General features: G+C 63.4%; 17 protein-coding genes, 1 tRNA gene and 1 pseudogene. 13 read left to right on the forward strand and 6 right to left on the reverse strand.

Annotation, left to right across the window (positions count from 1 at the left end; all coding sequences use genetic code 11):
• Positions 1-9: 9 nt before the first annotated feature.
• The 4 genes from cysD to ACWF6P_RS30090 are packed head-to-tail and all read left to right on the forward strand — an operon-like array spanning position 10 to position 4,299.
• A complete protein-coding gene (gene cysD, locus ACWF6P_RS30075) occupies positions 10-936 on the forward strand; it encodes a sulfate adenylyltransferase subunit CysD (RefSeq protein ID WP_452623476.1) in 927 nt (308 codons plus the stop codon).
• Complete coding sequence (cysC, locus tag ACWF6P_RS30080; protein ID WP_452623477.1) at positions 936-2,780, forward strand: adenylyl-sulfate kinase; 1,845 nt, start codon at positions 936-938, stop codon at positions 2,778-2,780. The genes cysD and cysC overlap by 1 nt, the downstream gene beginning before the upstream one ends.
• The gene (locus ACWF6P_RS30085) at positions 2,777-3,931 is read left to right on the forward strand and encodes a 3'(2'),5'-bisphosphate nucleotidase CysQ (RefSeq protein WP_452623478.1); all 1,155 of its coding nucleotides are present in this window, start codon (positions 2,777-2,779) and stop codon (positions 3,929-3,931) included. The genes cysC and ACWF6P_RS30085 overlap by 4 nt, the downstream gene beginning before the upstream one ends.
• Positions 3,928-4,299 (forward strand): limonene-1,2-epoxide hydrolase family protein, encoded by a 372-nt coding sequence (locus ACWF6P_RS30090; protein ID WP_452623480.1) that lies wholly within the window; start codon positions 3,928-3,930, stop codon positions 4,297-4,299. The genes ACWF6P_RS30085 and ACWF6P_RS30090 overlap by 4 nt, the downstream gene beginning before the upstream one ends.
• Before the next feature lie 9 nt (positions 4,300-4,308).
• Here ACWF6P_RS30090 and ACWF6P_RS30095 read toward each other — a convergent pair whose 3' ends face one another.
• A complete protein-coding gene (locus ACWF6P_RS30095; protein ID WP_378549249.1) occupies positions 4,309-5,460 on the reverse strand; it encodes a N(5)-(carboxyethyl)ornithine synthase in 1,152 nt (383 codons plus the stop codon).
• 233 nt (positions 5,461-5,693) lie between these two features.
• Entirely contained in the window at positions 5,694-6,071 is a 378-nt protein-coding gene (locus tag ACWF6P_RS30100; RefSeq protein WP_003941367.1) for a MarR family winged helix-turn-helix transcriptional regulator, read from the reverse strand.
• Between the two features lie 85 nt (positions 6,072-6,156).
• Here ACWF6P_RS30100 and ACWF6P_RS30105 point away from each other — a divergent pair, with 85 nt between their 5' ends.
• Positions 6,157-7,686 (forward strand): MFS transporter, encoded by a 1,530-nt coding sequence (locus tag ACWF6P_RS30105; protein WP_378449319.1) that lies wholly within the window; start codon positions 6,157-6,159, stop codon positions 7,684-7,686.
• 67 nt (positions 7,687-7,753) lie between these two features.
• Here ACWF6P_RS30105 and ACWF6P_RS30110 read toward each other — a convergent pair.
• Together ACWF6P_RS30110 and ACWF6P_RS30115 are read right to left on the reverse strand one after the other, a co-directional pair.
• A pseudogene (locus ACWF6P_RS30110) lies at positions 7,754-7,927 on the reverse strand (LysR family transcriptional regulator); the annotation flags it as partial.
• A 122-nt stretch (positions 7,928-8,049) separates the two neighbouring features.
• A tRNA-Arg gene (locus ACWF6P_RS30115) sits at positions 8,050-8,125 on the reverse strand.
• Positions 8,126-8,367: 242 nt separating this feature from the next.
• Between ACWF6P_RS30115 and ACWF6P_RS30120 the strand changes: the two genes are divergently transcribed.
• Positions 8,368-10,737, forward strand: coding sequence for a phosphoketolase family protein (locus ACWF6P_RS30120; protein WP_452623485.1), 2,370 nt, complete (start codon positions 8,368-8,370; stop codon positions 10,735-10,737).
• 52 nt (positions 10,738-10,789) lie between these two features.
• On the opposite strand, the gene ACWF6P_RS30125 is transcribed toward ACWF6P_RS30120, so the two are convergent.
• Together ACWF6P_RS30125 and ACWF6P_RS30130 are read right to left on the reverse strand one after the other, a co-directional pair.
• Positions 10,790-11,509, reverse strand: a complete 720-nt coding sequence (locus ACWF6P_RS30125; protein WP_452623481.1) for a DUF305 domain-containing protein — start codon at positions 11,507-11,509, stop codon at positions 10,790-10,792.
• Positions 11,502-12,329 carry a DUF3105 domain-containing protein gene (locus ACWF6P_RS30130; RefSeq protein WP_378539445.1) on the reverse strand — a complete coding sequence of 276 codons (828 nt, stop codon included), beginning with the start codon at positions 12,327-12,329 and terminating at the stop codon, positions 11,502-11,504. Before ACWF6P_RS30130 ends, ACWF6P_RS30125 begins: the two co-directional genes overlap by 8 nt.
• A gap of 216 nt (positions 12,330-12,545) precedes the next feature.
• On the opposite strand from ACWF6P_RS30130, the gene argS reads away from it, so the two are divergent.
• The 7 genes from argS (at position 12,546) to rpmE (ending at position 22,143) form a co-directional block, all read left to right on the forward strand.
• On the forward strand, positions 12,546-14,198 hold the full coding sequence (gene argS, locus ACWF6P_RS30135; RefSeq protein ID WP_378539446.1) for an arginine--tRNA ligase: 1,653 nt from the start codon (positions 12,546-12,548) through the stop codon (positions 14,196-14,198).
• A complete protein-coding gene (gene lysA / locus ACWF6P_RS30140; protein WP_452623482.1) occupies positions 14,195-15,616 on the forward strand; it encodes a diaminopimelate decarboxylase in 1,422 nt (473 codons plus the stop codon). The genes argS and lysA overlap by 4 nt, the downstream gene beginning before the upstream one ends.
• Entirely contained in the window at positions 15,613-16,926 is a 1,314-nt protein-coding gene (locus ACWF6P_RS30145) for a homoserine dehydrogenase (RefSeq protein ID WP_007726192.1), read from the forward strand. The genes lysA and ACWF6P_RS30145 overlap by 4 nt, the downstream gene beginning before the upstream one ends.
• Entirely contained in the window at positions 16,923-18,005 is a 1,083-nt protein-coding gene (gene thrC, locus ACWF6P_RS30150) for a threonine synthase (protein WP_003941280.1), read from the forward strand. Before ACWF6P_RS30145 ends, thrC begins: the two co-directional genes overlap by 4 nt.
• A gap of 44 nt (positions 18,006-18,049) precedes the next feature.
• Positions 18,050-18,994, forward strand: coding sequence for a homoserine kinase (gene thrB, locus ACWF6P_RS30155; RefSeq protein ID WP_452623483.1), 945 nt, complete (start codon positions 18,050-18,052; stop codon positions 18,992-18,994).
• Positions 18,995-19,497: 503 nt separating this feature from the next.
• Positions 19,498-21,681, forward strand: a complete 2,184-nt coding sequence (gene rho / locus ACWF6P_RS30160; protein WP_452623484.1) for a transcription termination factor Rho — start codon at positions 19,498-19,500, stop codon at positions 21,679-21,681.
• 225 nt (positions 21,682-21,906) lie between these two features.
• Complete coding sequence (rpmE, locus tag ACWF6P_RS30165) at positions 21,907-22,143, forward strand: 50S ribosomal protein L31 (RefSeq protein ID WP_003941310.1); 237 nt, start codon at positions 21,907-21,909, stop codon at positions 22,141-22,143.
• The last annotated feature ends 36 nt before the right edge of the window (positions 22,144-22,179 follow it).

Genomic DNA, 22,179 nt, shown 5'->3' on the forward strand with positions numbered 1-22,179 from the left:
GCGAAAGACATGGCAACACTCCAGACCCCGCCCGCCTACGAGTTGTCGCATCTGCGAGCACTCGAAGCGGAGGCGGTCCATATATTCCGCGAAGTGGCAGCGACTTTCGAAAAGCCGGTCCTCCTGTTCTCCGGAGGTAAAGATTCCGTCGTGATGCTGCACGTAGCGGCCAAGGCATTCTGGCCTGCGCCATTGCCGTTCGCCGTCATGCACGTCGACACCGGTCACAACTTCGACGAGGTGATCGAGTTCCGCGACCGCACGGTCGATCGCTTCAACCTGCGCCTTGTTGTCTCCAGTGTGCAGGACGACATCGACGCCGGACGCGTCATCGAGGACACCGGAGTCGGTTCCAGTCGCAATCGCCTGCAGACGCACGCATTGCTGCGCGGAATTCGCGACAACAAGTTCGACGCAGTGTTCGGAGGTGCTCGCCGGGACGAAGAGAAAGCGCGAGCCAAGGAGCGGGTGTTCAGCTTCCGGGACGAGTTCGGGCAGTGGGATCCCAAGGTGCAGCGGCCTGAACTATGGAATCTGTACAACGGCAAACACCGTAAGGGGGAACATATTCGGATCTTCCCGCTCTCGAACTGGACAGAGCTCGACATCTGGCAGTACATCGAGAGCGAGCAGATCGACCTCCCCGGCATCTACTACGCCCATCGTCGCGAGGTGGTTCCACGCGACGGAATGTTGTTGGCACGCACCCGTTTCCTCGAGCTTCGCGCCGGCGAAGAGTCCTACGAGGCGTTGGTGCGCTTCCGTACGGTCGGCGACGCAACGTGTACCGGATGTGTCGAATCGTCGGCCGAAACACCGGGCGCTGTCGTGGAAGAAGTTGCGGCGAGCCGTATCACGGAGCGTGGCGCAACCAGAGCTGATGACCGGATTTCCGAAGCTGGCATGGAAGATCGTAAGAAAGAGGGGTACTTCTGATGCCGCAACTGCTGAGAGTCGCTACAGCGGGCAGTGTCGACGACGGAAAATCGACACTCATCGGCCGGTTGCTCTACGACTCCAAGTCGATCTTCGAGGACCAACTCGAGGCCGTGGAACGGAGCAGTCGAGAACGCGGCGACGAGTACGCCAACCTCGCGCTACTGACCGACGGATTGCGCGCCGAGCGTGAACAGGGCATCACGATCGACGTGGCCCACCGGTATTTCGCGACCCCTCATCGGAAGTTCATCATCGCGGACACTCCCGGGCACGAGCAGTACACCCGCAACATGGTGACCGGCGCTTCGACGGCAGATCTCGCCCTGATCCTGGTGGATGGCCGTAAAGGAGTGCTCGAACAGACGCGGCGCCATGCCTTCCTGTCGACTCTCCTGGGTATTCCCCACCTCGTGTTGTGTGTGAACAAGATGGACTTGGTGGGCTGGTCTCAAGAACGATTCGAGGAGATCAAGGAAGAATTCCGGCAGTTCGCGATCAAGTTGGACGTCCACGATCTGACGTTCATTCCAGTCTCGGCGCTGTTGGGAGACAACATCGTTGCGCGGACCGAGAACATGTCGTGGTACGACGGGCCGTCGCTGTTGCACCATCTGGAGCAGGTGCACATCGCGTCGGATCGCAACTTGATCGACGCTCGGTTTCCGGTGCAGTACGTGATCCGTCCGCAGAAGCAGACCGACGCCGACCTCCACGATTTCCGTGGTTACGCGGGAACAGTGGCCAGTGGCGTCTTCAAGCCGGGCGACGAAATCGTGGCGTTGCCTTCTGGATTCACGTCGACTGTGAAGGCTGTGCACGGGCCGGGCGGCGACGTGATCGACGAGGCGTTTGCGCCCGCGGCCGTGTGCATCGAACTGACCGACGATCTCGACGTCAGCCGTGGGGACCAATTGTGTCGGCTCAACAACCGGCCGCAGGTCGGGCAGGAAATCGATGCGATGGTCTGTTGGCTGACCGAACAGACCACGCTGTCGGAAAACAATCGCTACTCGTTGCTGCACACCACGCGCTTCACGAAGGCGCAGATCGTCAAGCTCGACTATCGCCTGGACGTCAATTCTCTGCACCGCGACGAGAAGGCAGAATCTCTGTCCCTCAACGAGATCGGTCGCATCTCGATCAAAACGCAGCAGCCGTTGATGTTCGATCCCTACCGCCGCAACCGCGTGACAGGCAGCTTCATTCTCGTGGACGAGACCACGGGCAACACCGTCGCAGCCGGAATGATCAACGGACCGACACTCAAGGAATCGCGCGTCGTCTGGCACAGTTCGGAGGTCTCTCGCGAGGAACGTGCGACTACCGGCGGGACTGTGTGGCTTACCGGTCTCTCGGCCTCGGGTAAGTCCACGATCGCGGTGGAACTCGAGCGGCGTTTGGTGGCCGCGGGTATCCCGGCGTACCGCCTCGACGGCGACAACCTCCGGCACGGACTGAACGCGGATCTGGGATTCAGTGCCGATGACCGCGCCGAGAACGTCCGCCGAGTCGGCTCGGTGGCGCAATTGTTCGCCGATTCCGGGGCCGTGGCAGTGGCCTGCCTGATCAGCCCGTACCGCGAAGATCGTGATCGAGTGCGGGCGGCGCACGAGGCCGCTGGACTGAAGTTCGTCGAGGTCTATGTCGACACCCCGATCGAGCAATGTGAAGCCCGAGACCCCAAGGGTATGTACGCCAAGGCCAGGGCCGGGGAAATCACGGGATTCACCGGAGTCGACGATCCCTACGAAGCTCCGACAAGCCCCGAGTTGGTGATCAGACCCGAAGACGGAACGCCTACCGAACTTGCGCTGCGAATTATGGAAGTGTTGGACCGGTGAGCGAATCCACACACAGCAGAATCGCCGACGAGGCACTCGCGGCGGAATTGGCGCAGGCCGCTGGTGCGATCCTCCTGGGGATCCGAGCCGAGGGTCTGGGTGTCGACGACGGTCGTGAGCTGGGTCGACGGGGCGACAAGGCCGCCGATTCCTACATCCTCGACCGGTTGGCGGCCGAGCGGCCGGGCGATGGCGTGCTCTCGGAAGAATCTGCCGACGATCGCAGTCGCTTGGAGGCGTCCCGAGTCTGGATCATCGATCCGCTCGACGGCTCTAAGGAATACGGACTTCCGGATCATTCGGATTGGGCAGTGCACGTGGCGCTTTGGGAACGCGATAGCGGGATTACCGCAGCCGCGGTGTCGCAGCCCGCGCTCGGCGCCGTCTATTCCAGTGGCGACGAGGCAGTCTCGGTGACTGCCAACTCTCCGCTCCGGGTAGTCGTCAGTGGCTCGCGGCCGCCCGCATTCACCGAAGCCGTGGCTGCCGAACTCGGCGCAGACGTTGTGCACATGGGGTCGGCCGGCGCCAAGGCGATGGCGGTGGTGCGGGGTGAGGTCGATGCGTATCTGCACGCCGGTGGGCAGTGGGAATGGGATTCGGCGGCACCGGTCGGCGTCGCGCAGGCAGCAGGACTGCATTGCAGCCGCATCGACGGTTCGCCGTTGCTCTACAACGAATCCCACCCCTACCTGCCAGACCTCGTGATCTGCCGACCGGAATTGGCTGAGTCGATCCTGGGTGCAATTGCCAAGCACTCCACGGAGTCTGCGGTCAGCGGGCGCGTCGCCATGGCTCGTGAATACGTGAACGCCTTGCTCACTCATGACGCAACGAAGGTCCGTTTTGCCGCCGACGCCTGGCGAGTCGAGAACGGTCAGCGAACCGGTGACACTGGTGCTTTCATCAGCAACGAGCTCGAACAGGGGCAGCAGTATCGCGGAATCGTGGCGATACGTGAACTCGCGCTGCGCGAGTGGGGCGAGAGCGTCGTAGCGCGGTATCTGCTGGATCTCGGAACACCTGGCCAGGCGGCGGCCGTCACGGTTTTCGTCACCGAGTACTTCGGGATACCGGCAGGCGAGATCGAAAGCATCATGGCAATCATCGAACCCCACGAAGACAATTCGAAAGAGGCTGGCACACAATGACACCGGACAAGCTGGTCACCGAATTCTGCGCACTGTGGGCAAACGCCGATGTCGCGAAGATCGTCGAGTACTTCACCGATGACGTCGTTTATCACAACATTCCGATGGAGCCCGTTGTCGGCCGCGAGGCCGTCCGCGCGTTCATCGAGCAATTTGTCGGTGCCTTCGGAAACATCGACTTTCAGATCAAGCGTCAGGTCGCGGACGGCAGCGTGGTGATGAACGAACGCGTCGACGTCTTCACCATCAACGGCGCCGAGGTAGCGCTCCCGGTGATGGGGGTATTCGAAGTTGCGGACGGACAGATCAGTGCCTGGCGCGACTATTTCGACATGGCGCCGATCAACGCGGCAGCCGGCCAGGCCTGATCGGGGCGGCTACTCCGCGATGACGGCGTGCGGGTAGTCCGGCGAGCGGTGCTGGAACCGTGTGATGGCCGGATTCACGATGACGCCGTCACGGATTTCGATGGCTCGATCGACGGTCTCGTCTGCCTTCCACGCCGTCTCTCCCGCCATCACGGTGGGCAGGTAGGGGAGAAGAGACTCGCTGATTTCCCACGATGCCGAGTTCCACAGGTACGACGGACTGTGGTCGACGCCGTAGTAAGTGATGTTGTCACCGACGATGAAGGTCGGCTCGGCAAACGAGGTGGGGCGAGCCCAACTGAAGCCCATGCCTTCGTCGCACGACACGTCGACGATGAGGCTGCCGGGTTGGAAGTCCATGAGGTCTTCCTCGGTCAGGAAAGTCAGTGGGGCGTCGGTGTTCTGCAGTACGCAATTGACGACGATGTCGTGCTCGGCCAAGAAGCCGGGTACCGGCACGCTGTGGTTGTCGAGCATCACGTGGCTGCCACGGACGTCACCGTTGTTGTTGTCGAACGAGACCATGCGCGCCGAGTGGATAGGGGAGCTGACGGCGGTGACTCCACGTTGGGTGAGGACGTCCACTTCGTGGATACCGTGCGCCTTGAGTGCTGTGACCGCGCCGCGTGCAGTGGCTCCGAAACCGATCACGGCAGCAGTGAGACGGCGGCCGTAGTCTCCGGTGGAACCGATCAACTGCAGGGCGTGCAGTACCGAGCAATAGCCGGCGAGCTCGTTGTTCTTGTGGAACACATGCAGATTGAACGATCCGTCGCTGTGCCAGAAGTTCATGGCCTCGAAGGCGATGAGAGTCAGTTTCTTGTCGATCGCGATCTGTGTCAGTTCGGTGTCCTGGACGCAGTGCGGCCAGCCCCAGAGAACCTGACCGGATCGTAGTTCGGCGAGGTCACGCACCAACGGCTTCGGTAGCAGAACCACATCGGTTTCCGCCAAAATCTGCTTGCGCGTGCGGATTCCGGCAACCAGGCGCGAGAGGTAGTCGTCGGAGTAGCCGAAGGGGTGGCCGTAGCCCTCTTCGAGGTAGATCCGAGAACGTAGTTCGGCATCGATGCGATCGAAATGCGCAGGATGGATCGGCAACCGGCGTTCTGCCGGTTTGCTCGACTGTCCGATGACTCCAAGGGTGCGTGCGTTGTTCAATTGTGTATCTCTCGATAGGAGCAGGTAGAGATGTCAGGCAGGAGCCTGAGGGACTAGCAGAAGCCGCAGAAACGCTGGCAGATTGCCTCGGCCAGGACCGCGTGAAAGCGTGCTGGCTGCGCTGCTGTCGATCGCCGACGGCAACAGAAAGGCGCGTCGGTATGTCCTCAGTCTAGTCCGGAACGGCCCTCGCCCGGTGGCCGGGCGCTCTGTGGTGCTCCTCTGACGTGCGGCTACTGCTCGCGCAGGCGTGAATCCAGTACGGCCAGTTGAATTTTGCTGGCGTCCGCGTGTACCTGGCGTCCTTTGTCGGTGACATCGACGAACACTCCGCGCCGGTCGGCCTCGCACAGTGCTCGCTGAACGAGTCCGGCCTTCTCGAGGCGGGCGACGCTGCGGGAGAGCGCGCTGGGACTCAGGTACATCTCCGAGGCCAACTCCTGCATGCGTGGACGTTCGCACGTGGCGTCCATGAGCCGGTCGAGAGCCTCGAAGTCGCTCATGCTCAGCCCATGCGCCGACTGCATCTGGCGATCGAGTTCGCACGCGATGTCGTTGTAGCTGGTCGACAGCGAGCGCCAGGTGTTGCGCAATTCGGATTCCGACGTCACGTCCGCATTCTAGTTGAAGACTCGATTACGTGCAATTGCATTAAATGCTTGTGCATTATGTGCATGTGCATCTATTCTCGCTGACGTGACTTGCACAGACTCGACACTCAAACCATTCGATTCGCCGGAATCCCCGGGTTCTACGGAATCCGCGGATCCGGCCACAGGGGAGGGCTGGTCCCTCAAGCTGTGGGGCATCCTCGCGGTGCTCTGCCTCGTGTTGTTCCTCGACGGTCTCGATGTGTCGATGGTGGGCGTCGCTCTGCCGTCCATCGGCAATGAACTGGGCCTGTCCACTACCTCGCTGCAGTGGATCATCAACGGCTACGTCCTCGGATTCGGCGGCCTGTTGCTACTCGGTGGACGTACCGCCGATCTTCTCGGGCGCAGGAAGGTCTTCCTGATCGCGCTGACCGTGTTCGCAATCGCCTCGCTGGTCGGTGGACTGGTCGACAACGGAACACTGCTGATCGCATCACGATTCGTGAAGGGCTTGGCTGCCGCCTTCACCGCTCCGACCGCAATGTCCATTCTCACCACGACGTTCAAGGAAGGTCCGGCCCGTAACCGTGCGCTGTCGGTGTTCTCCGTGTTCGGCGCCAGTGGTTACTCGTCCGGTCTGATCCTGGGTGGGCTGCTGACCAGTGCCGGTTGGCGATTCACGTTCCTGATGCCGGTTCCGTTTGCCGTCATCGCACTGATCGGTGGGTACTTCCTCATTCCGCGGGACCGTCCCGCAGATACCGGGGGACACGACCTCGTCGGGGCCGTCACCCTGGTGACGGGAATGCTGCTCACGGTGTACACGATGGTCTCCGCTCCGACCCGCGGGTGGGCTCACCCGATGACGTTGGGATCGTTCGCCGTGGCCGCCGTGCTGCTCGCGACGTTCTTCTTCGTGGAGAAGAAGGTGGCGCATCCGCTGGTGCGCCTCGGACTTCTGCGCGTCGGCACCATCGTCCGTGCGAATCTGGCCATCATCGCGCTCTTCGGTTCCTACCTGAGCTTCCAGTTCATGATGACGATCTTCCTTCAGTCCGCTCTCGGCTGGTCGCCGTTGAAGATGGCGATGGCACTGCTTCCTGCGGGCATCATCGTCGCCTTCGGATCGCCGTTCGTCGGGCGGCTGGTCGACCTGTACGGCAGTGCCAAGCTCATCATCGCGGCACTGACGTCGCTGAGCGTCGGGTACCTCTGGTTCCTCTTCGCCGGCAGCGATTCACCGTCGTACGTCGTGGCGATTCTGCCGAGCGTCATCCTGCTCGGACTCGGATTCGCGTTGGGGTACACCTCGATCATGGCTCAGGCCACCTCGGGCGTCGACGATTCCGAGCAGGGCTTGGCGTCCGGTCTGGTGAACACGTCAGCTCAGGTCGGTGCGGCGCTCGTGCTCGCTCTGACTACTGCCCTCGTGACCGCCGGATCCCACACCGCGTCCGGCGCCGGTACCGCCGGGTTCGAGCAGTTCCATCCCGGACTGATCCTGGTCACCGGGGTCGCACTGGTGGGCTTGGCGATCACCGTCTCGCCGCTCGTACGTGGGAGCTCGCTGCGTGGAAGATCCGTGCGTGAAAGGCGCGCTGAGGAAGAAAAGGAGTTGGCCGAGGTCAACTGAATACTTGCTTCATCCGCGAATGCGCTCGGCCGCGTAGGAGAGACTCCTGCGCGGCCGAGTTGCCTTCGGCATGCTGAAGTAGTGCCCGCGCACGCACCAGGACGGATTCACCGGTGCGGGTCAATTGAATGCCGAATGAGCGACGGCGAACGCACAGTTGAACTTTGAGCGCGCGTTCGAGCCGCGGCTACCGCGTCGTCCCGGTCTCGGCCACTGCGACAAACGCGGCAAGCTGACGCATCGTGTACGTGGGAGCAGGATCGATGCGAGGTGTTAGATCGACAGCATTCGGGCAGATGACCCTGAAACTTTTGACGTGGCACCGTGAAGAGGCGAAAGATGCATCGCTGACCTGTGTCTTCGTGGTGCCCCCGGCAGGATTCGAACCTGCGACCTTTCGCTCCGGAGGCGAACGCTCTATCCCCTGAGCTACGGGGGCGCACCGAACTTTCGGTGTGCCGATTGGGCTGCGTTAGCGTAGCGCATCACGGGGCCACAGGACCAAACCGGTCCCGTCTCGGCATGGCGTCCTCGCTCCAGGCCGTCGAGTATGCGGACGGGGACCATGGTCGTCGAATCATCTGTACCGACTGACTCGGATGCTTTTTACGCCTAGGCTCGCCTGTGAGCACAGGCTCGGGCGGACTGCTCGGGCACCCTCGTGAGGTACGGGAGTCGTTGATGACCGATCACCACTATTCCGAAGACCAGCTCGCGCTCGACCTGAAGTGGTGGGCAGCGGCCAACTACCTGACCGTTGCGCAGATCTATCTGAAAGACAACACGCTTCTGCGGGAACCGTTACGTGCCGAGCACATCAAGCCTCGGCTGCTCGGGCACTGGGGGACCAGTCCCGGTTTGTCGATGATCTACACGCTCCTCAATCGGCACATCGTCGCCACCGACGCGGACTGGCTTTACGTGACCGGTCCCGGGCACGGCGGTCCGGCGCTGGTCGCGTCGACGTATCTCGAGGGAACGTACTCGGAGATCTATCCGGAAGTCTCGGACGACGCGGAGGGTATCCACCGGATGTGTCGGCGATTCTCCGCTCCCGGCGGGGTGCCCAGCCACGTGAGTGTGCAGACACCCGGAAGCATTCACGAAGGCGGCGAGCTCGGCTACGCCCTTGCCCATGCGGCCGGTGCTGCCTTCGATCATCCGAACCTCGTGGTGGCCTGCGTGATCGGCGACGGCGAAGCGGAGACCGGGCCGTTGTCCGGCTCGTGGAAGCTCCCGGCGTTCCTGAATCCACGACGCGACGGCGCGGTCCTGCCGATCCTGCACGTGAACGGCGCCAAAATAGCCGGGCCGACGGTGTACGGACGCAGCAGCGACGAAGACATCCAGGCCTACCTCGGTGGACAGGGGTGGGCGCCGATCGTCGTCTCCGGTGACGATCCCGACGTGGTGTTTCCTCAGCTGTATCAAGCGATCTCGCAGGCGCACGAGAAGATCCGCGAGATGCAGGGTGCCGCACGCCGCGGAGAGGAGTGGACGGGTTCGTGGCCGGCAATCGTGTTGCGGACGCCGAAAGGATGGACCGGACCGCACACCGTCGACGGAATTTTGGTCGAGGGCACACATCGTGCGCACCAGGTGCCGTTGTCCGGCGTGCGAAGCAACGAATCACATCTGCGGCAACTCGAAGAGTGGATACGCTCGTACCGTCCGGACGAGTTGTTCGACGCCAACGGATCACTGGTCGCGGAACTGGCGGCGCTCTCACCGGCGGGGGACAAGCGTATGGGGAGCACTCCGTACGCGAACGGCGGACGACTTCGCGTCGATCTTCCGATGCCGCCGCTCGAAAAATACGCGCTACCCATCCAATCCCCGGGTTCGACTTTCCACGAGACGACGAGAGTGCTCGGCGAGCTTCTGCGCGACATCTACGCCGCCACGGAAACCGAGGACAGCGGCGGGATCTTCCGACTCTTCTGTCCGGACGAGACATCGAGCAATCGCCTCGGCGCCGTGTTCGAGACAACCGACCGCTGCTGGCAACTGCCGATCACCGACTACGACGACGGGCTGTCCGCGGACGGTCGCGTCATGGAGGTCCTCAGCGAGCACCTCTGCGAGGGTTGGCTCGAGGGTTATCTGCTGTCTGGCCGACACGGCATGTTCGCGAGCTACGAAGCGTTTGCGATGGTGAGTGTCTCGATGCTCATCCAGCATGCCAAGTGGCTCCAACACGCAGTCGACCTGCCGTGGCGGGCGTCGGTCGCTTCGCTCAACGTGCTGCTGACCAGTACGTGCTGGCGCAACGACCACAACGGATTCTCGCATCAGGGTCCCGGTATGATCGACGCCGTTATTCCCCTGGCTCCCAGTGTGATCCGCGTGTGGCTACCGCCGGATTCCAACACCTTGCTCTCGATCTCGGATCACTGTCTGCGCAGTACCGACCACGTCAACCTGATCGTCGTGGACAAGCAACCACACCTGCAGTACCTCACGCTCGAGCAAGCGCACGAGCACTGCGCGGCGGGGGCTTCGGTCTGGGAATGGGCCGGAACCGAAGCTCGCGAACAGACCCCGGACGTGGTCCTGGCTGCGGCGGGAGACGTACCGACGCAGGAGATCTTGGCTGCTGCACAGTTGCTGCGCGATCACACGCCGGAACTGATCACCCGAGTCGTCAACGTCGTCGACCTGATGGCGCTGCTGACGCCGACGGAGCATCCCCACGGATTCGGGGAGCGGGTCTTCCTCGATCTGTTCACCGCGCAGACCGACGTCGTGTTCGCATTCCACGGATACTCGCGTGCCGTGCACGAACTGATTCACGGGCGTCCGAGTCCCGAGCGCTTCCACGTTCGCGGATTCAGTGAACAGGGAACAACCACAACACCGTTCGACATGGTTGTCCTCAACAAGATGAGCCGCTACCACCTGGTGATCGAGGCGCTACGACGCTCCAAGCGTCGGCCGGCCGGCGCGTCCGAGTTGGCAGAGTTCTGCCGCACCCAGCTCGAGAAGCACTCGCGCTACATCGTCGAGCACCTCGAAGACATGCCGGAGGTAGAAAACTGGACCTGGTCCTGAAATTTCAGGACCAGGCCCAGTTCGGGTCTGAATTTTCTCAGTTCAGTTCTGCTCAGTTCATGGGCAGCGGCACTGCGCCGCGAGCTGCCAACATGTCGGTCATCAGCTTGGACTCGCTCTGCTGTGTGTTGACCATGGTCTGCGCCAGGCTGCGCACCGGCCCCTCGGTGGCGTCAGCTGCTGCGTACTCCATCATCGGAAGCCCACCTTCGTGGTGACGAAGCATCAGCTGCAGGAACAAGGTGTCGAGTTGCAGACCTTCCGCTGCGCGGAGCGCCGCAAGGTCCTCGGGGGGCGCCATGCCTGGCATGGTGTCGACCGGGCCCGAATGAGCCATGTCCATCGTGGCCGAAGTCCCGTGCGAACCGTGGCCGGAGCCCGAATCGGACGACATCCATTCCATGTACGGGCCCACCTTGGACAGCGGCTGATCCCACATGGTCAGCCACGCCTGCATCTGACCGAGCTGGTTCTGCTGCGTGGTCAAGATGTCGAACGCGAGCGTGCGCACGTCGTTGTCGGTGGACTTCGTCAGAGCGATCGACGCCATTTCGACGGCCTGGCTGTGATGCACGCTCATGTCCTGCGCGAATCCGACGTCCACCGAATCGGATGCCGGAACGGTCAGGGACGACTTCGCGTCGGGCCCGAGGAGATTGGTGAATGCGCCCAATGCAAAACCGACGGCGATCGCGCCGATCAGACCGATGATCAGCAGCGCGGTGCGCTGACTCGGCTTCGAAGACTGATCGGCGGTCTGTGAACTATCCACCGGCGGGAACCTGCTCGTCGGTGGCCGGGGTAGCGCCCGTGCCGTCCATCTGAATGGCGCCGGGGCCCGGAGGCGTCGGATCGAACGGCGACGTCGACGGAGTGAACAGCGGGTTGGTGCAGCTCGCGCCGACCTCGGGGTAGACGTTCGGGTTCTGGTTCAGCGCGGTGATGAACTGATCGATGCGATCGTCGTCGGCCTTGTCGACCTCGAGGCGATGGCCCCAGGACTGCAGAGAGATGGGGCTGCTCTGGCCGGGATAGGGCGACATAAGCATGTAGGACTTGCCGTTGACGCGTCCCGCAAGGCTGTCGATCTGGTCCTGATCGACGAGATCAGGGTTGTACGTGATCCAGATGGCACCGTGCTCGAGCGAGTGGACGGCGTTCTCGGTGCGGATCGGGTCTGCGTACACGGTTCCGGTGCAGTTCGCCCAGGTGGCGTCGTGCGGGCCACCGAACGGCGGGGTCTGGTCGTACGCGACGCGCTGAGTGGAATCGACGTGCTGGCCCGCCGGATACTCGATCTTGAGGACACCGTCGATCTTGTCTGACGGATCCTTGTTCTCCGAGCTGTACTTGTACGGCTCGAGGGCCTGCCGCTCCTCGACCTTGGGCCACAGATTGATACCGAGCACGGCGATGAGTGCGAGCACAGCCACACCGGCGCCGATCGACAGCCAGGGGATCTGGCGGGGAGCGGGGACGCCACCCTTGCCCTTCTTGGCCGGCCGACTGCTCTTGTTGGCGGCCTTGATGGCCTTGGCTGATTTGGCCCCGGAGTTCTTGTTGGGACCGCGACTATCGGAACCGCTTGGCATCGATTGGGCTCTTTCGGTGTGTGGGCTTGAGGTGTGGCGCGCCCGCGCATGTAGGTACGCGGTGGTAGCTCGGGCATTACCACTGTACTTTCCGAGTCTGAGGGCAAACTTTGAGAGTGGCGTGCGACACGCCACAGCGGCCTCGACTAGCTTCGCCGAGTGCGAGGCGTGAGGCGAGTCTCCACTTCCGGTGTCCAGGCAATAGGATGAATACCTGTGACTCCAGCTGACCTTGCCGAACTGCTCCGCGGAACCGCAGCGAGCGTCCTTGCCGATCGTGGCCTCGACGTATCCGTGCTGCCCGAAACCCTTACCGTCGAGCGACCACGCAACCCCGAGCACGGCGATTACGCCACCAACATTGCCATGCAGGTAGCCAAGAAGGTCGGCACGAATCCCCGCGAGCTGGCGGGCTGGATCGCCGAAGCCCTCACCGCTGCCGACGGAATCGAATCCGCCGAGATCGCCGGACCCGGCTTCCTCAATATTCGGCTCGACAAGGATGCCCAGGGCGCGATCGTCGTGTCGGTTCTCGAAGCCGGCGCGTCGTACGGCTCGGGCGATTCCCTCGCCGGCAAGAAGATCAACCTCGAATTCGTCTCGGCCAACCCCACCGGTCCCATTCACCTTGGTGGAACCCGTTGGGCCGCAGTCGGAGACGCGCTCGGACGCATTCTGTCCGCGCAGGGCGGGTTGGTCACACGTGAGTACTACTTCAACGACCACGGTGCCCAGATCGACCGCTTCTCGCGTTCGCTGATCGCTGCAGCGAAGGGCGAACCTGCACCCGAAGACGGTTATGCCGGTGCATACATCGCCGACATCGCCGCCTCGGTGCTGAAGCAGCGCCCCGACGTCATGGAGCTGCCGGCCGACGAGCAGCAGGAAACCTTCCGGGCCATCGGCGTCGAATTGATGTTCACGCACATCAAGCAGACCCTGCACGACTTCGGAGTCGACTTCGACGTGTACTTCCACGAGAACTCGCTCTTCGAATCCGGTGCTGTCGAGAAGGCCGTCGAATCCCTCAAGGGTTCGGGCAACCTCTTCCACGAAGACGGTGCTTGGTGGCTCAAGAGCACCGATTACGGCGACGACAAGGATCGCGTCGTCATCAAGAGCGACGGCAACGCCGCTTACATCGCCGGTGACATCGCCTACTTCCAGAACAAGCGCGCCCGCGGGTTCGACCTCTGCATCTACATGCTCGGTGCCGACCATCACGGATACATCGGCCGTCTCAAGGCTGCCGCCGCCGCTTTCGGTGACGATCCGGACACCGTCGAGGTGCTGATCGGCCAGATGGTCAACCTCGTCAAGGACGGCACCGCCGTCAAGATGAGCAAGCGTGCAGGCACCGTCATCACCCTCGACGACCTGGTCGAGGCAATCGGCGTCGACGCCTCGCGCTACGTCATGATCCGCTCGTCGGTCGACTCCAGCATCGACATCGACCTGGACCTGTGGACCAAGACCAGCAGCGAGAATCCCGTCTACTACGTCCAGTACGCGCATGCACGCCTTTCGGCGATCGCTCGCAACGCCGCAGACCTTGGTCTGTCTGCCGACGCAAGCCACCTCGCCCTGCTCACTGTCGAGCAGGAGGGTGACCTCATCCGCACGATCGGCGAGTACCCGCGCGTCGTGTCGAGCGCAGCGAATCTGCGTGAGCCGCACCGTATTGCCCGCTACCTCGAAGAACTCGCGGGTGCGTACCACCGCTTCTACGGCGCGTGCCGCATCCTTCCACAAGGCGACGAAGACGCCACCGACGTGCATCGCGCGCGTCTGGCTCTTTGCGCCGCAACCCGACAGGTCCTGGCCAACGGCCTCGAACTGCTCGGCGTCACCGCACCGGAGCAAATGTGAACGCGCACCCCGCCGGCCCCAAGCATGCCGAGCAGTTGCAGGCCCCCGGCTTGCCCGACCGTCCGGCCAGCCCCGAAGCCTTCGGTGAACTCTCACCGCAGGTGTGGCCGCGCAACGCTTCTCGCGGTGACGACGGCGAAGTGACCCTCGCGGGTGTCAAGGTCAGTGAACTTGCCGAGAAGTACGGCACCCCGCTGTTCGTCATCGACGAGGACGACTTCCGCTCGCGCTGCCGTGACATGGCCCGCGCCTTCGGCCCGGATGCCAAGGTGCACTACGCATCCAAGGCGTTCCTCTGCGGCGAAATCGCACGCTGGGTTGCCGACGAAGGCCTCTCGCTCGACGTCTGTTCCGGCGGAGAACTGGCGATCGCATTGCACGCTGATTTCCCGGCCGAGCGAATTGCCATGCACGGCAACAACAAGTCCGTAGCCGAACTGGCCGCCGGTGTTGCCGCGGGTGTCGGGCACGTCGTGCTCGACTCGGCGATCGAGATCGATCGACTCGATCGTGTCGCCGGTGAGGCCGGTGTCGTTCAGGACGTGTTGATCCGCCTGACCGTCGGCGTCGAAGCGCATACGCACGAATTCATCTCCACCGCACACGAAGACCAGAAGTTCGGTTTCTCGCTGGCCGGGGGAGCGGCAATCGACGCGGTCCGCCGCGTCTTCGCCGCCGACAACTTGCGACTGGTCGGACTGCACAGCCACATCGGTTCGCAGATCTTCGACGTCGACGGTTTCGAGGTGGCAGCGCACCGCGTGATCGGTTTGCTCCGCGAGGTTGTCACCGAGTTCGGCGTCGAGAAGACCAAGCAGATTTCGATCATCGACCTCGGCGGCGGCATGGGGATCTCGTACATCCCGTCCGACGACCCGCCGCCCGTCGACGAACTGGCAGCAAAGCTCGGTCACATCGTGCGCAACGAGTCCGCACTGGCCGGACTGCCGGAGCCGACGCTTGCCGTCGAACCCGGCCGCGCCATCGCCGGACCGGGCACGGTGACGCTCTACGAGGTCGGCACCATCAAGGACGTCACGGTGGGTAGCTCGCTGACACGCCGCTACATCAGCGTCGACGGCGGGATGAGCGACAACATCCGCACGTCCCTCTACGGTGCGGAGTACGAAGCCAAGTTGGTTTCGCGAACTTCCGAGGCTGATCCCGTCGTTGCACGTATCGTCGGTAAGCACTGCGAGTCCGGTGACGTGGTCATTCGGGACACCTGGATGCCCGAGGACGTCGGGCCCGGTGATTTACTAGCGGTAGCAGCGACCGGTGCATACTGCTATTCGATGTCGAGCAGGTACAACCTGCTCACCCGCCCAGCCGTGGTGGCGGTGCGTGACGGAGTCTCACGCGTGATTCTGCGGAGGGAAACAGTGGAAGATCTGCTCAGCTTGGAGGTATCGCAGTGACGAGCGAATCGGCGCATCGCGCTATCGGTGTGGCCGTTCTCGGCCTCGGCAACGTCGGGAGCGAGGTCGTCCGGATCATTCGTGAGCAGGCCGAGGAACTCGAAGCCCGCGTCGGCGCCCCGTTGGAACTGCGGGGAGTTGCCGTTCGTCGTATCGGCTCGGACCGCGGAATCCCCGAGGAACTGCAGACGACGGACGCCGAGTCCCTGGTCGGTCGTGACGACGTCGACATCGTCGTCGAGGTGATCGGCGGAATCGAGCTCCCTCGCAAGCTGATTCTCTCCTCGCTCAATTCCGGTAAGTCGGTCGTCACCGCCAACAAGGCGCTGCTCGCGGACCACACCGGTGAATTGGCGGAGGCTGCAGAGGCCAACTCGGTCGACCTGTACTTCGAGGCCGCTGTTGCCGGCGCGATCCCCGTGATCCGCCCGCTCACGCAGTCCTTGGCCGGAGACCGTGTCAACAAGGTCGCCGGAATCGTGAACGGCACCACCAACTTCATCCTTTCGGCGATGGACGAGACCGGCGCCGACTACGAGGAGACACTGGCCGAAGCCGGACGCCTCGGATACGCGGAAGCCGATCCGACCGCGGACGTCGAAGGCTACGACGCGGCAGCGAAGGCGGCGATCCTCGCGTCGATCGCATTCCACACCCGCGTCACTGCCGCGGATGTGTACCGCGAAGGAATTTCCACGATCACCTCTGCCGACCTGGCGTCGGCGAAGGCACTCGACTGCACGATCAAGTTGCTCTCGATCTGCGAGCGCATCGTCACGCCCAAGGGCAAGGAGCGGATTTCCGCTCGCGTGTACCCGGCGCTGGTTCCGCTCAGCCACCCGCTCGCTTCGGTCAACGGCGCCTTCAACGCCGTTGTCGTGGAAGCAGAGAACGCCGGCCGGCTCATGTTCTACGGCCAGGGCGCAGGCGGCGCCCCCACCGCTTCCGCGGTGATGGGTGACCTGGTGATGGCGGCGCGCAACAAGGTTCACGGCGGCCGTGGCCCCCGTGAGTCCAAGTACGCCAAGCTCAAGGTCGCCCCGATGGGCGACATCCTCACGCGCTACTACGTGAACATGGAGGTCGCGGACAAGGAAGGTGTGCTGTCCGCAGTCGCCGCCGAGTTCGCCAAGCACGGCGTGAGCATCTCCGTCGTCCGCCAGGAGGGCGCCGGCGCCGGCGCGCGTCTGGTGGTCGTCACTCATGTAGCAACCGACGCGGCTCTGTCCGAGACCGTGGCGGCCCTCAACGAACTCGAATTCGTCACCGCTGTGACCAGCGTGCTGCGACTGGAAGGCACTGAACAATGACCGGCATCGTCAACCCCGTCCACAAGGCATGGCCGGGTCTCATCGAGGCATACCGGGACCGTCTCGCGATCGGTGACAACTGGAAGACCGTCACCCTGCGCGAAGGCGGCACCCCGCTCCTGCCGGCCGGCCACCTCTCCGAGATCACCGGCTGCGACGTCTACCTCAAGGTCGAGGGTCTCAACCCCACGGGTTCCTTCAAGGACCGCGGCATGACGATGGCCGTCACCGACGCCTTGGCCCGTGGCCAGCGGGCAGTTCTGTGCGCGTCCACCGGCAACACCTCCGCCTCGGCCGCTGCGTATGCAGCCAAGGCCGGCATGACCTGCGCCGTGCTCATCCCGCAGGGCAAGATCGCCATGGGCAAGCTTGCGCAGGCAGTTATGCACGGCGCCAAGATCATTCAGGTCCAGGGCAACTTCGACGACTGCCTCGAGCTGGCACGCAAGACCACGGCGGAATTCCCCACCATCGGTCTGGTCAACTCGGTCAACCCGGTACGCATCGAAGGTCAGAAGACCGCGGCATTCGAGATCATGGACGTGCTCGGCAAGGCTCCCGACGTGCACGCCCTCCCGGTCGGAAACGCCGGAAACATCACCGCGTACTGGCGCGGTTACTCGGAGTACTACGCCGACGGTCTGACCACGGTCAAGCCCCGCATGCTCGGCGTTCAGGCTGCCGGTGCGGCTCCGCTGGTCAACGGCGCACCCGTCAAGGATCCCGAAACCATCGCTACCGCAATCCGAATCGGTTCCCCCGCTTCCTGGAACGGCGCTGTCGCCGCGAAGGAAGAGTCGAACGGTGCATTCCGTGCCGCCACCGACGAGAAGATCCTCGAGGCTTACCGTCTGATCGCCGCCACCGAGGGTGTCTTCGTCGAACCGGCGTCGGCAGCCAGCGTCGCCGGCCTGCTCGCCGCACGTGCAGAGGGCTGGCTCGAGCCGGGCCTGACCGTCGTGTGCACGGTGACCGGCAACGGCCTCAAGGATCCTGACACGGCTTTGAAGGGTATGCCGAACGTCGAGCCGATCGGTGTCGATCCCGTTGCCGTTGCGGCTGCCCTCGAGCTTGCATAGTGTCCGTGGATTCATCGACCACTCCGCGGAATCCGGTGTCTGACATGACTATAACCCTGCCTATCGGCCTTTCGGTGACTGCTCGCGTCCCGGCCTCGAGTGCAAACTTGGGGCCGGGGTTCGACACCCTCGGTCTGGCGTTGGGGTTGTACGACGAAATCGTGGTCACCACAACGGATTCAGGTCTCCAGATTCGCGTCGAAGGTGAAGGCGCCGCCGACGTCCCTTGGGGGCCTTCGCATCTCGTGGTTCGCGCCATCGAGCGTGGTCTCGAAGCGGCTGGAGTGTGGGCCAGTGGCCTGGACGTGTTGTGCCGCAACGCGATCCCGCATTCGCGCGGGCTAGGGTCCTCGGCTTCCGCGGCCGTCGGCGGACTCGCTGCAGCCAACGGTCTGGCACGCGCACTCGATGCCGAGATCGGGTTGACGGAAGAGCAGTTGGTTCAGCTCTCTTCCGAGTTCGAAGGTCACCCGGACAATGCGTCTGCCAGTGTTCTCGGCGGCGCAGTCGTCTCGTGGAGTTGCCCGCCGGCCGTCGAAGGCGACGAGCCGATCTACTCGGCGGCGAAACTCGACGTACATCCCGATATCCGTGCCGTTGCACTGGTTCCCGAGGAACGGTCGTCCACCGCACACACCCGTGGGCTCCTGCCCGAATTGGTTCCGCACAACGATGCGTCGTTCAACGCGAGCCGCAGTGCACTGGCCGTCGTCGCGCTCACGGCTCGTCCCGATCTGTTGATGGCAGCCACCGAGGATCGCCTGCATCAGGCGCAGCGCGCGCCCGCTCTACCGCTCACGACTCGCTGGATCGGCATCCTGCGTGAGGCGGGCATTGCTGCGACCGTTTCCGGAGCAGGACCCACTGTGTTGGCGCTCAGCACAGAACCTTTCCCCGTCGAACTCGCCGAGGCGGCGCGGGCAGACGGACTACGTGTGCTCGAATTGGACATCGCCGACGGCGTCGAAGTATCCACGACCGCGGTCTGATCCCCGCCTTGGTCCTGGTGATCGCCCACTACCGATCGGTAGTGAACTGACACACCCGGTCGGCCAAATTCTTGCCGGACTCAGGTTTGGGCGCTATCCTGGGCTGTGTCCGTACATCGTGCGCGTCAGTCGCCGGTGCATCACCAGGGGGCAAAACTCCTTCCCAATCGGGGTCCACAGTCCTTGGCATGATTCTCGCAGGCATGATCCTCGCGCTTGTACCTTCTCCGAAGGTTTGGATCCTCCGCGGATCGAACGCTCAGAGGTTCCACAACTCTGGGGTTCACCACACGGGGGAGTGAATCGACGACGAAGGCGCGTTGGGCAGGTTTGCGAGCGCATGAAAAGTTTGAGGCGAGAGTTTCCGACAATCATGTGACGGCGGACAAGCCGGCAGTTCTGGACAGCAACCACGTACGGCACCACCGAGTTCGGTATTCAATCGAACTGCGGGACGAACCCTCGACTTTGCGCAGTGCGAGTGAGGGAAGGAAAGGACCTCCGTGACCGATACGGACCTCATCGCCACTTCTGCACCCGCCGGGTCGGAATCAGGCGACAATTCTCAGGCGTCATCTTCAGCATCGAACGGTGCGGTGGCGACCTCCACGAAGCGTGCCGAAACGCGCCGTGGTGCCGGACTCTCCGGCATGGTGCTCACCGAACTCCGCACTCTTGCGGGTGAACTGGGCATCAAAGGCACTTCCGGCATGCGCAAGGGCGACCTGATTGCAGCCATCAAGGAACGCCAGGGCGGCAGCGCAAAGGCTGCACCCGCACAGAGCGAACTCACGCTCGACGACGCACCCGTAGCGCGCACCCGTGCCAAGAGCACTCGCGCAGCACGTACCGAAACCCCCGCAGCCGAAACGGCTCCCGCGGCTGAATCCGCTCCCGCGGCTGAATCCGCTCCTGCCGAGGCAGCGCCTGCGCGTACCGAATCAGCCGAGGATTCCGATCAGAGCGCACCCCGTCGCGGACGTCAGCGTCGCGGCGCCGCTCGTCGTGCAGGTTCGCCCGACCAGGGTGAACTGAGCATCGAGCAGGAATCTCCTTCGGCCAAGTCCGACGTGGACACCTCGAAGGCCGCCGACACCTCGAAGGCCGCCGATACTGCGAAGGTCAACGAGACCGCCAAGGCTGAGGCTCCGGCCGAGCGTCCGGCGCGCACCGAGGGCAAGTCCGACGCTGATCAGGCTCCCGCCGAGCAGGGCAACGAGCGTCCCCGCCGCGAGCGCAACCGCGACAACCAGGGGCAGCGCGATAACCAGGGGCAGCGCGAGAACCAGGGGCAGCGCGACAACCAGGGCAACCGGGGCAACCAGGATCGTCAGGACCGTCAGGATCGCGGTAACCAGAACAACGCAGGCCAGAACAACGCCGGTCCGCGCACGGACAACCGCAACAACGGACCGGACGACGACGAAGAGGGTGGACGCGGACGCCGCGGACGCCGTTTCCGTGAGCGTCGTGGCCGTGGTCGCGACCGCGCTGAGGGTGGCGCACCCAACGATTCGCGCGAGACCGAGATCCGTGAGGACGACGTCCTGCAGCCGGTCGCCGGCATCCTCGACGTGCTCGACAACTACGCCTTCGTGCGTACGTCCGGGTACCTCGCCGGTCCCAACGACGTCTACGTCTCCATGAACCTGATCCGCAAGAACGGCCTTCGTCGTGGCGACGCCATCACCGGCGCTGTCCGGGTCTCGCGTGACGGTGAGCAGGGCAGCCAGCGTCAGAAGTTCAACCCGCTGGTCCGTATCGACACGGTCAACGGCGGCGACGTCGAGGCCGCGAAGAAGCGCCCCGAGTTCAACAAGCTCACGCCGCTGTACCCGAACCAGCGTCTGCGCCTCGAGACCGAGCAGCACATTCTCACGACGCGTGTCATCGACCTGGTGATGCCCATCGGTAAGGGCCAGCGTGCCCTCATCGTGAGCCCGCCCAAGGCCGGTAAGACCAGCGTGTTGCAGGCGATCGCGAACGCCGTCGCCACCAACAACCCTGAGTGCTACCTGATGGTCATCCTCGTGGACGAGCGTCCCGAGGAAGTGACCGACATGCAGCGCAGCGTGAAGGGTGAGGTCATTTCCTCCACCTTCGACCGCCCGCCGGGAGATCACACCGCAGTTGCCGAGCTGGCAATCGAGCGTGCGAAGCGCCTGGTCGAGATGGGTAAGGACGTCGTCGTACTGCTCGACTCCATCACGCGTCTGGGTCGTGCGTACAACAACTCCTCGCCGGCATCGGGACGCATCCTCTCCGGTGGTGTCGACTCGACGGCGCTGTACCCGCCGAAGCGTTTCCTCGGTGCTGCGCGCAACATCGAGAACGGTGGATCGCTCACTATCATCGCTACCGCAATGGTCGAGACCGGATCCACCGGCGACACCGTGATCTTCGAAGAGTTCAAGGGCACCGGCAACGCCGAGCTCAAGCTCGATCGCAAGATCGCCGAGCGGCGAGTGTTCCCGGCCGTGGACGTCAACCCGTCCAGCACGCGTAAGGACGAGCTGCTCCTGAGCCCGGACGAAGCTGCGGTGCTGCACAAGCTCCGCCGCGTCCTGTCCGGTCTGGACTCGCATCAGGCCATCGATCTGCTGATCGATCGACTGAAGAAGAGCAAGAACAACCTCGAGTTCCTGATGCAGGTCTCCAAGACCGCACCGGGTGCGATCGACGACTGATCGACTCGACGTCAAAGGCCCACAACCAGCTGGTTGTGGGCCTTTTGCATTTACGGAACAAAACCGAGGCGCAGTGCGTTGACAACTTCGTACAGCCACCCCGAGGCGTGCGAGACGCGGAATTTCTGGTGAAGTACCGCATCTGGCATACTGAACGGCCGAGTCCGGTTCCGGTTCACGATGTCGATTGGCGACGTCGACCCGGCGACCATTGAAAGGGACACCATGAAGGCAGGAATCCACCCAACCTACGTAGCGACCACCGTCGTCTGCGGTTGCGGTAACACGTTCGAGACCCACAGCACCAAGGAGTCCGGACGCATCAACGTCGAGGTTTGCTCGCAGTGCCACCCGTTCTACACGGGCAAGCAGAAGATTCTCGACACCGGTGGACGCGTCGCTCGCTTCGAGGCTCGCTACGGCAAGCGCGCAGACAGCAAGGTCCCGGCTACCGAGTCCTAGCTGTTCCGCCGACGCCCGATCTGCCATGTGCAGATC

The sequence above is a fragment of the Rhodococcus sp. NPDC055024 genome (assembly GCF_053608585.1).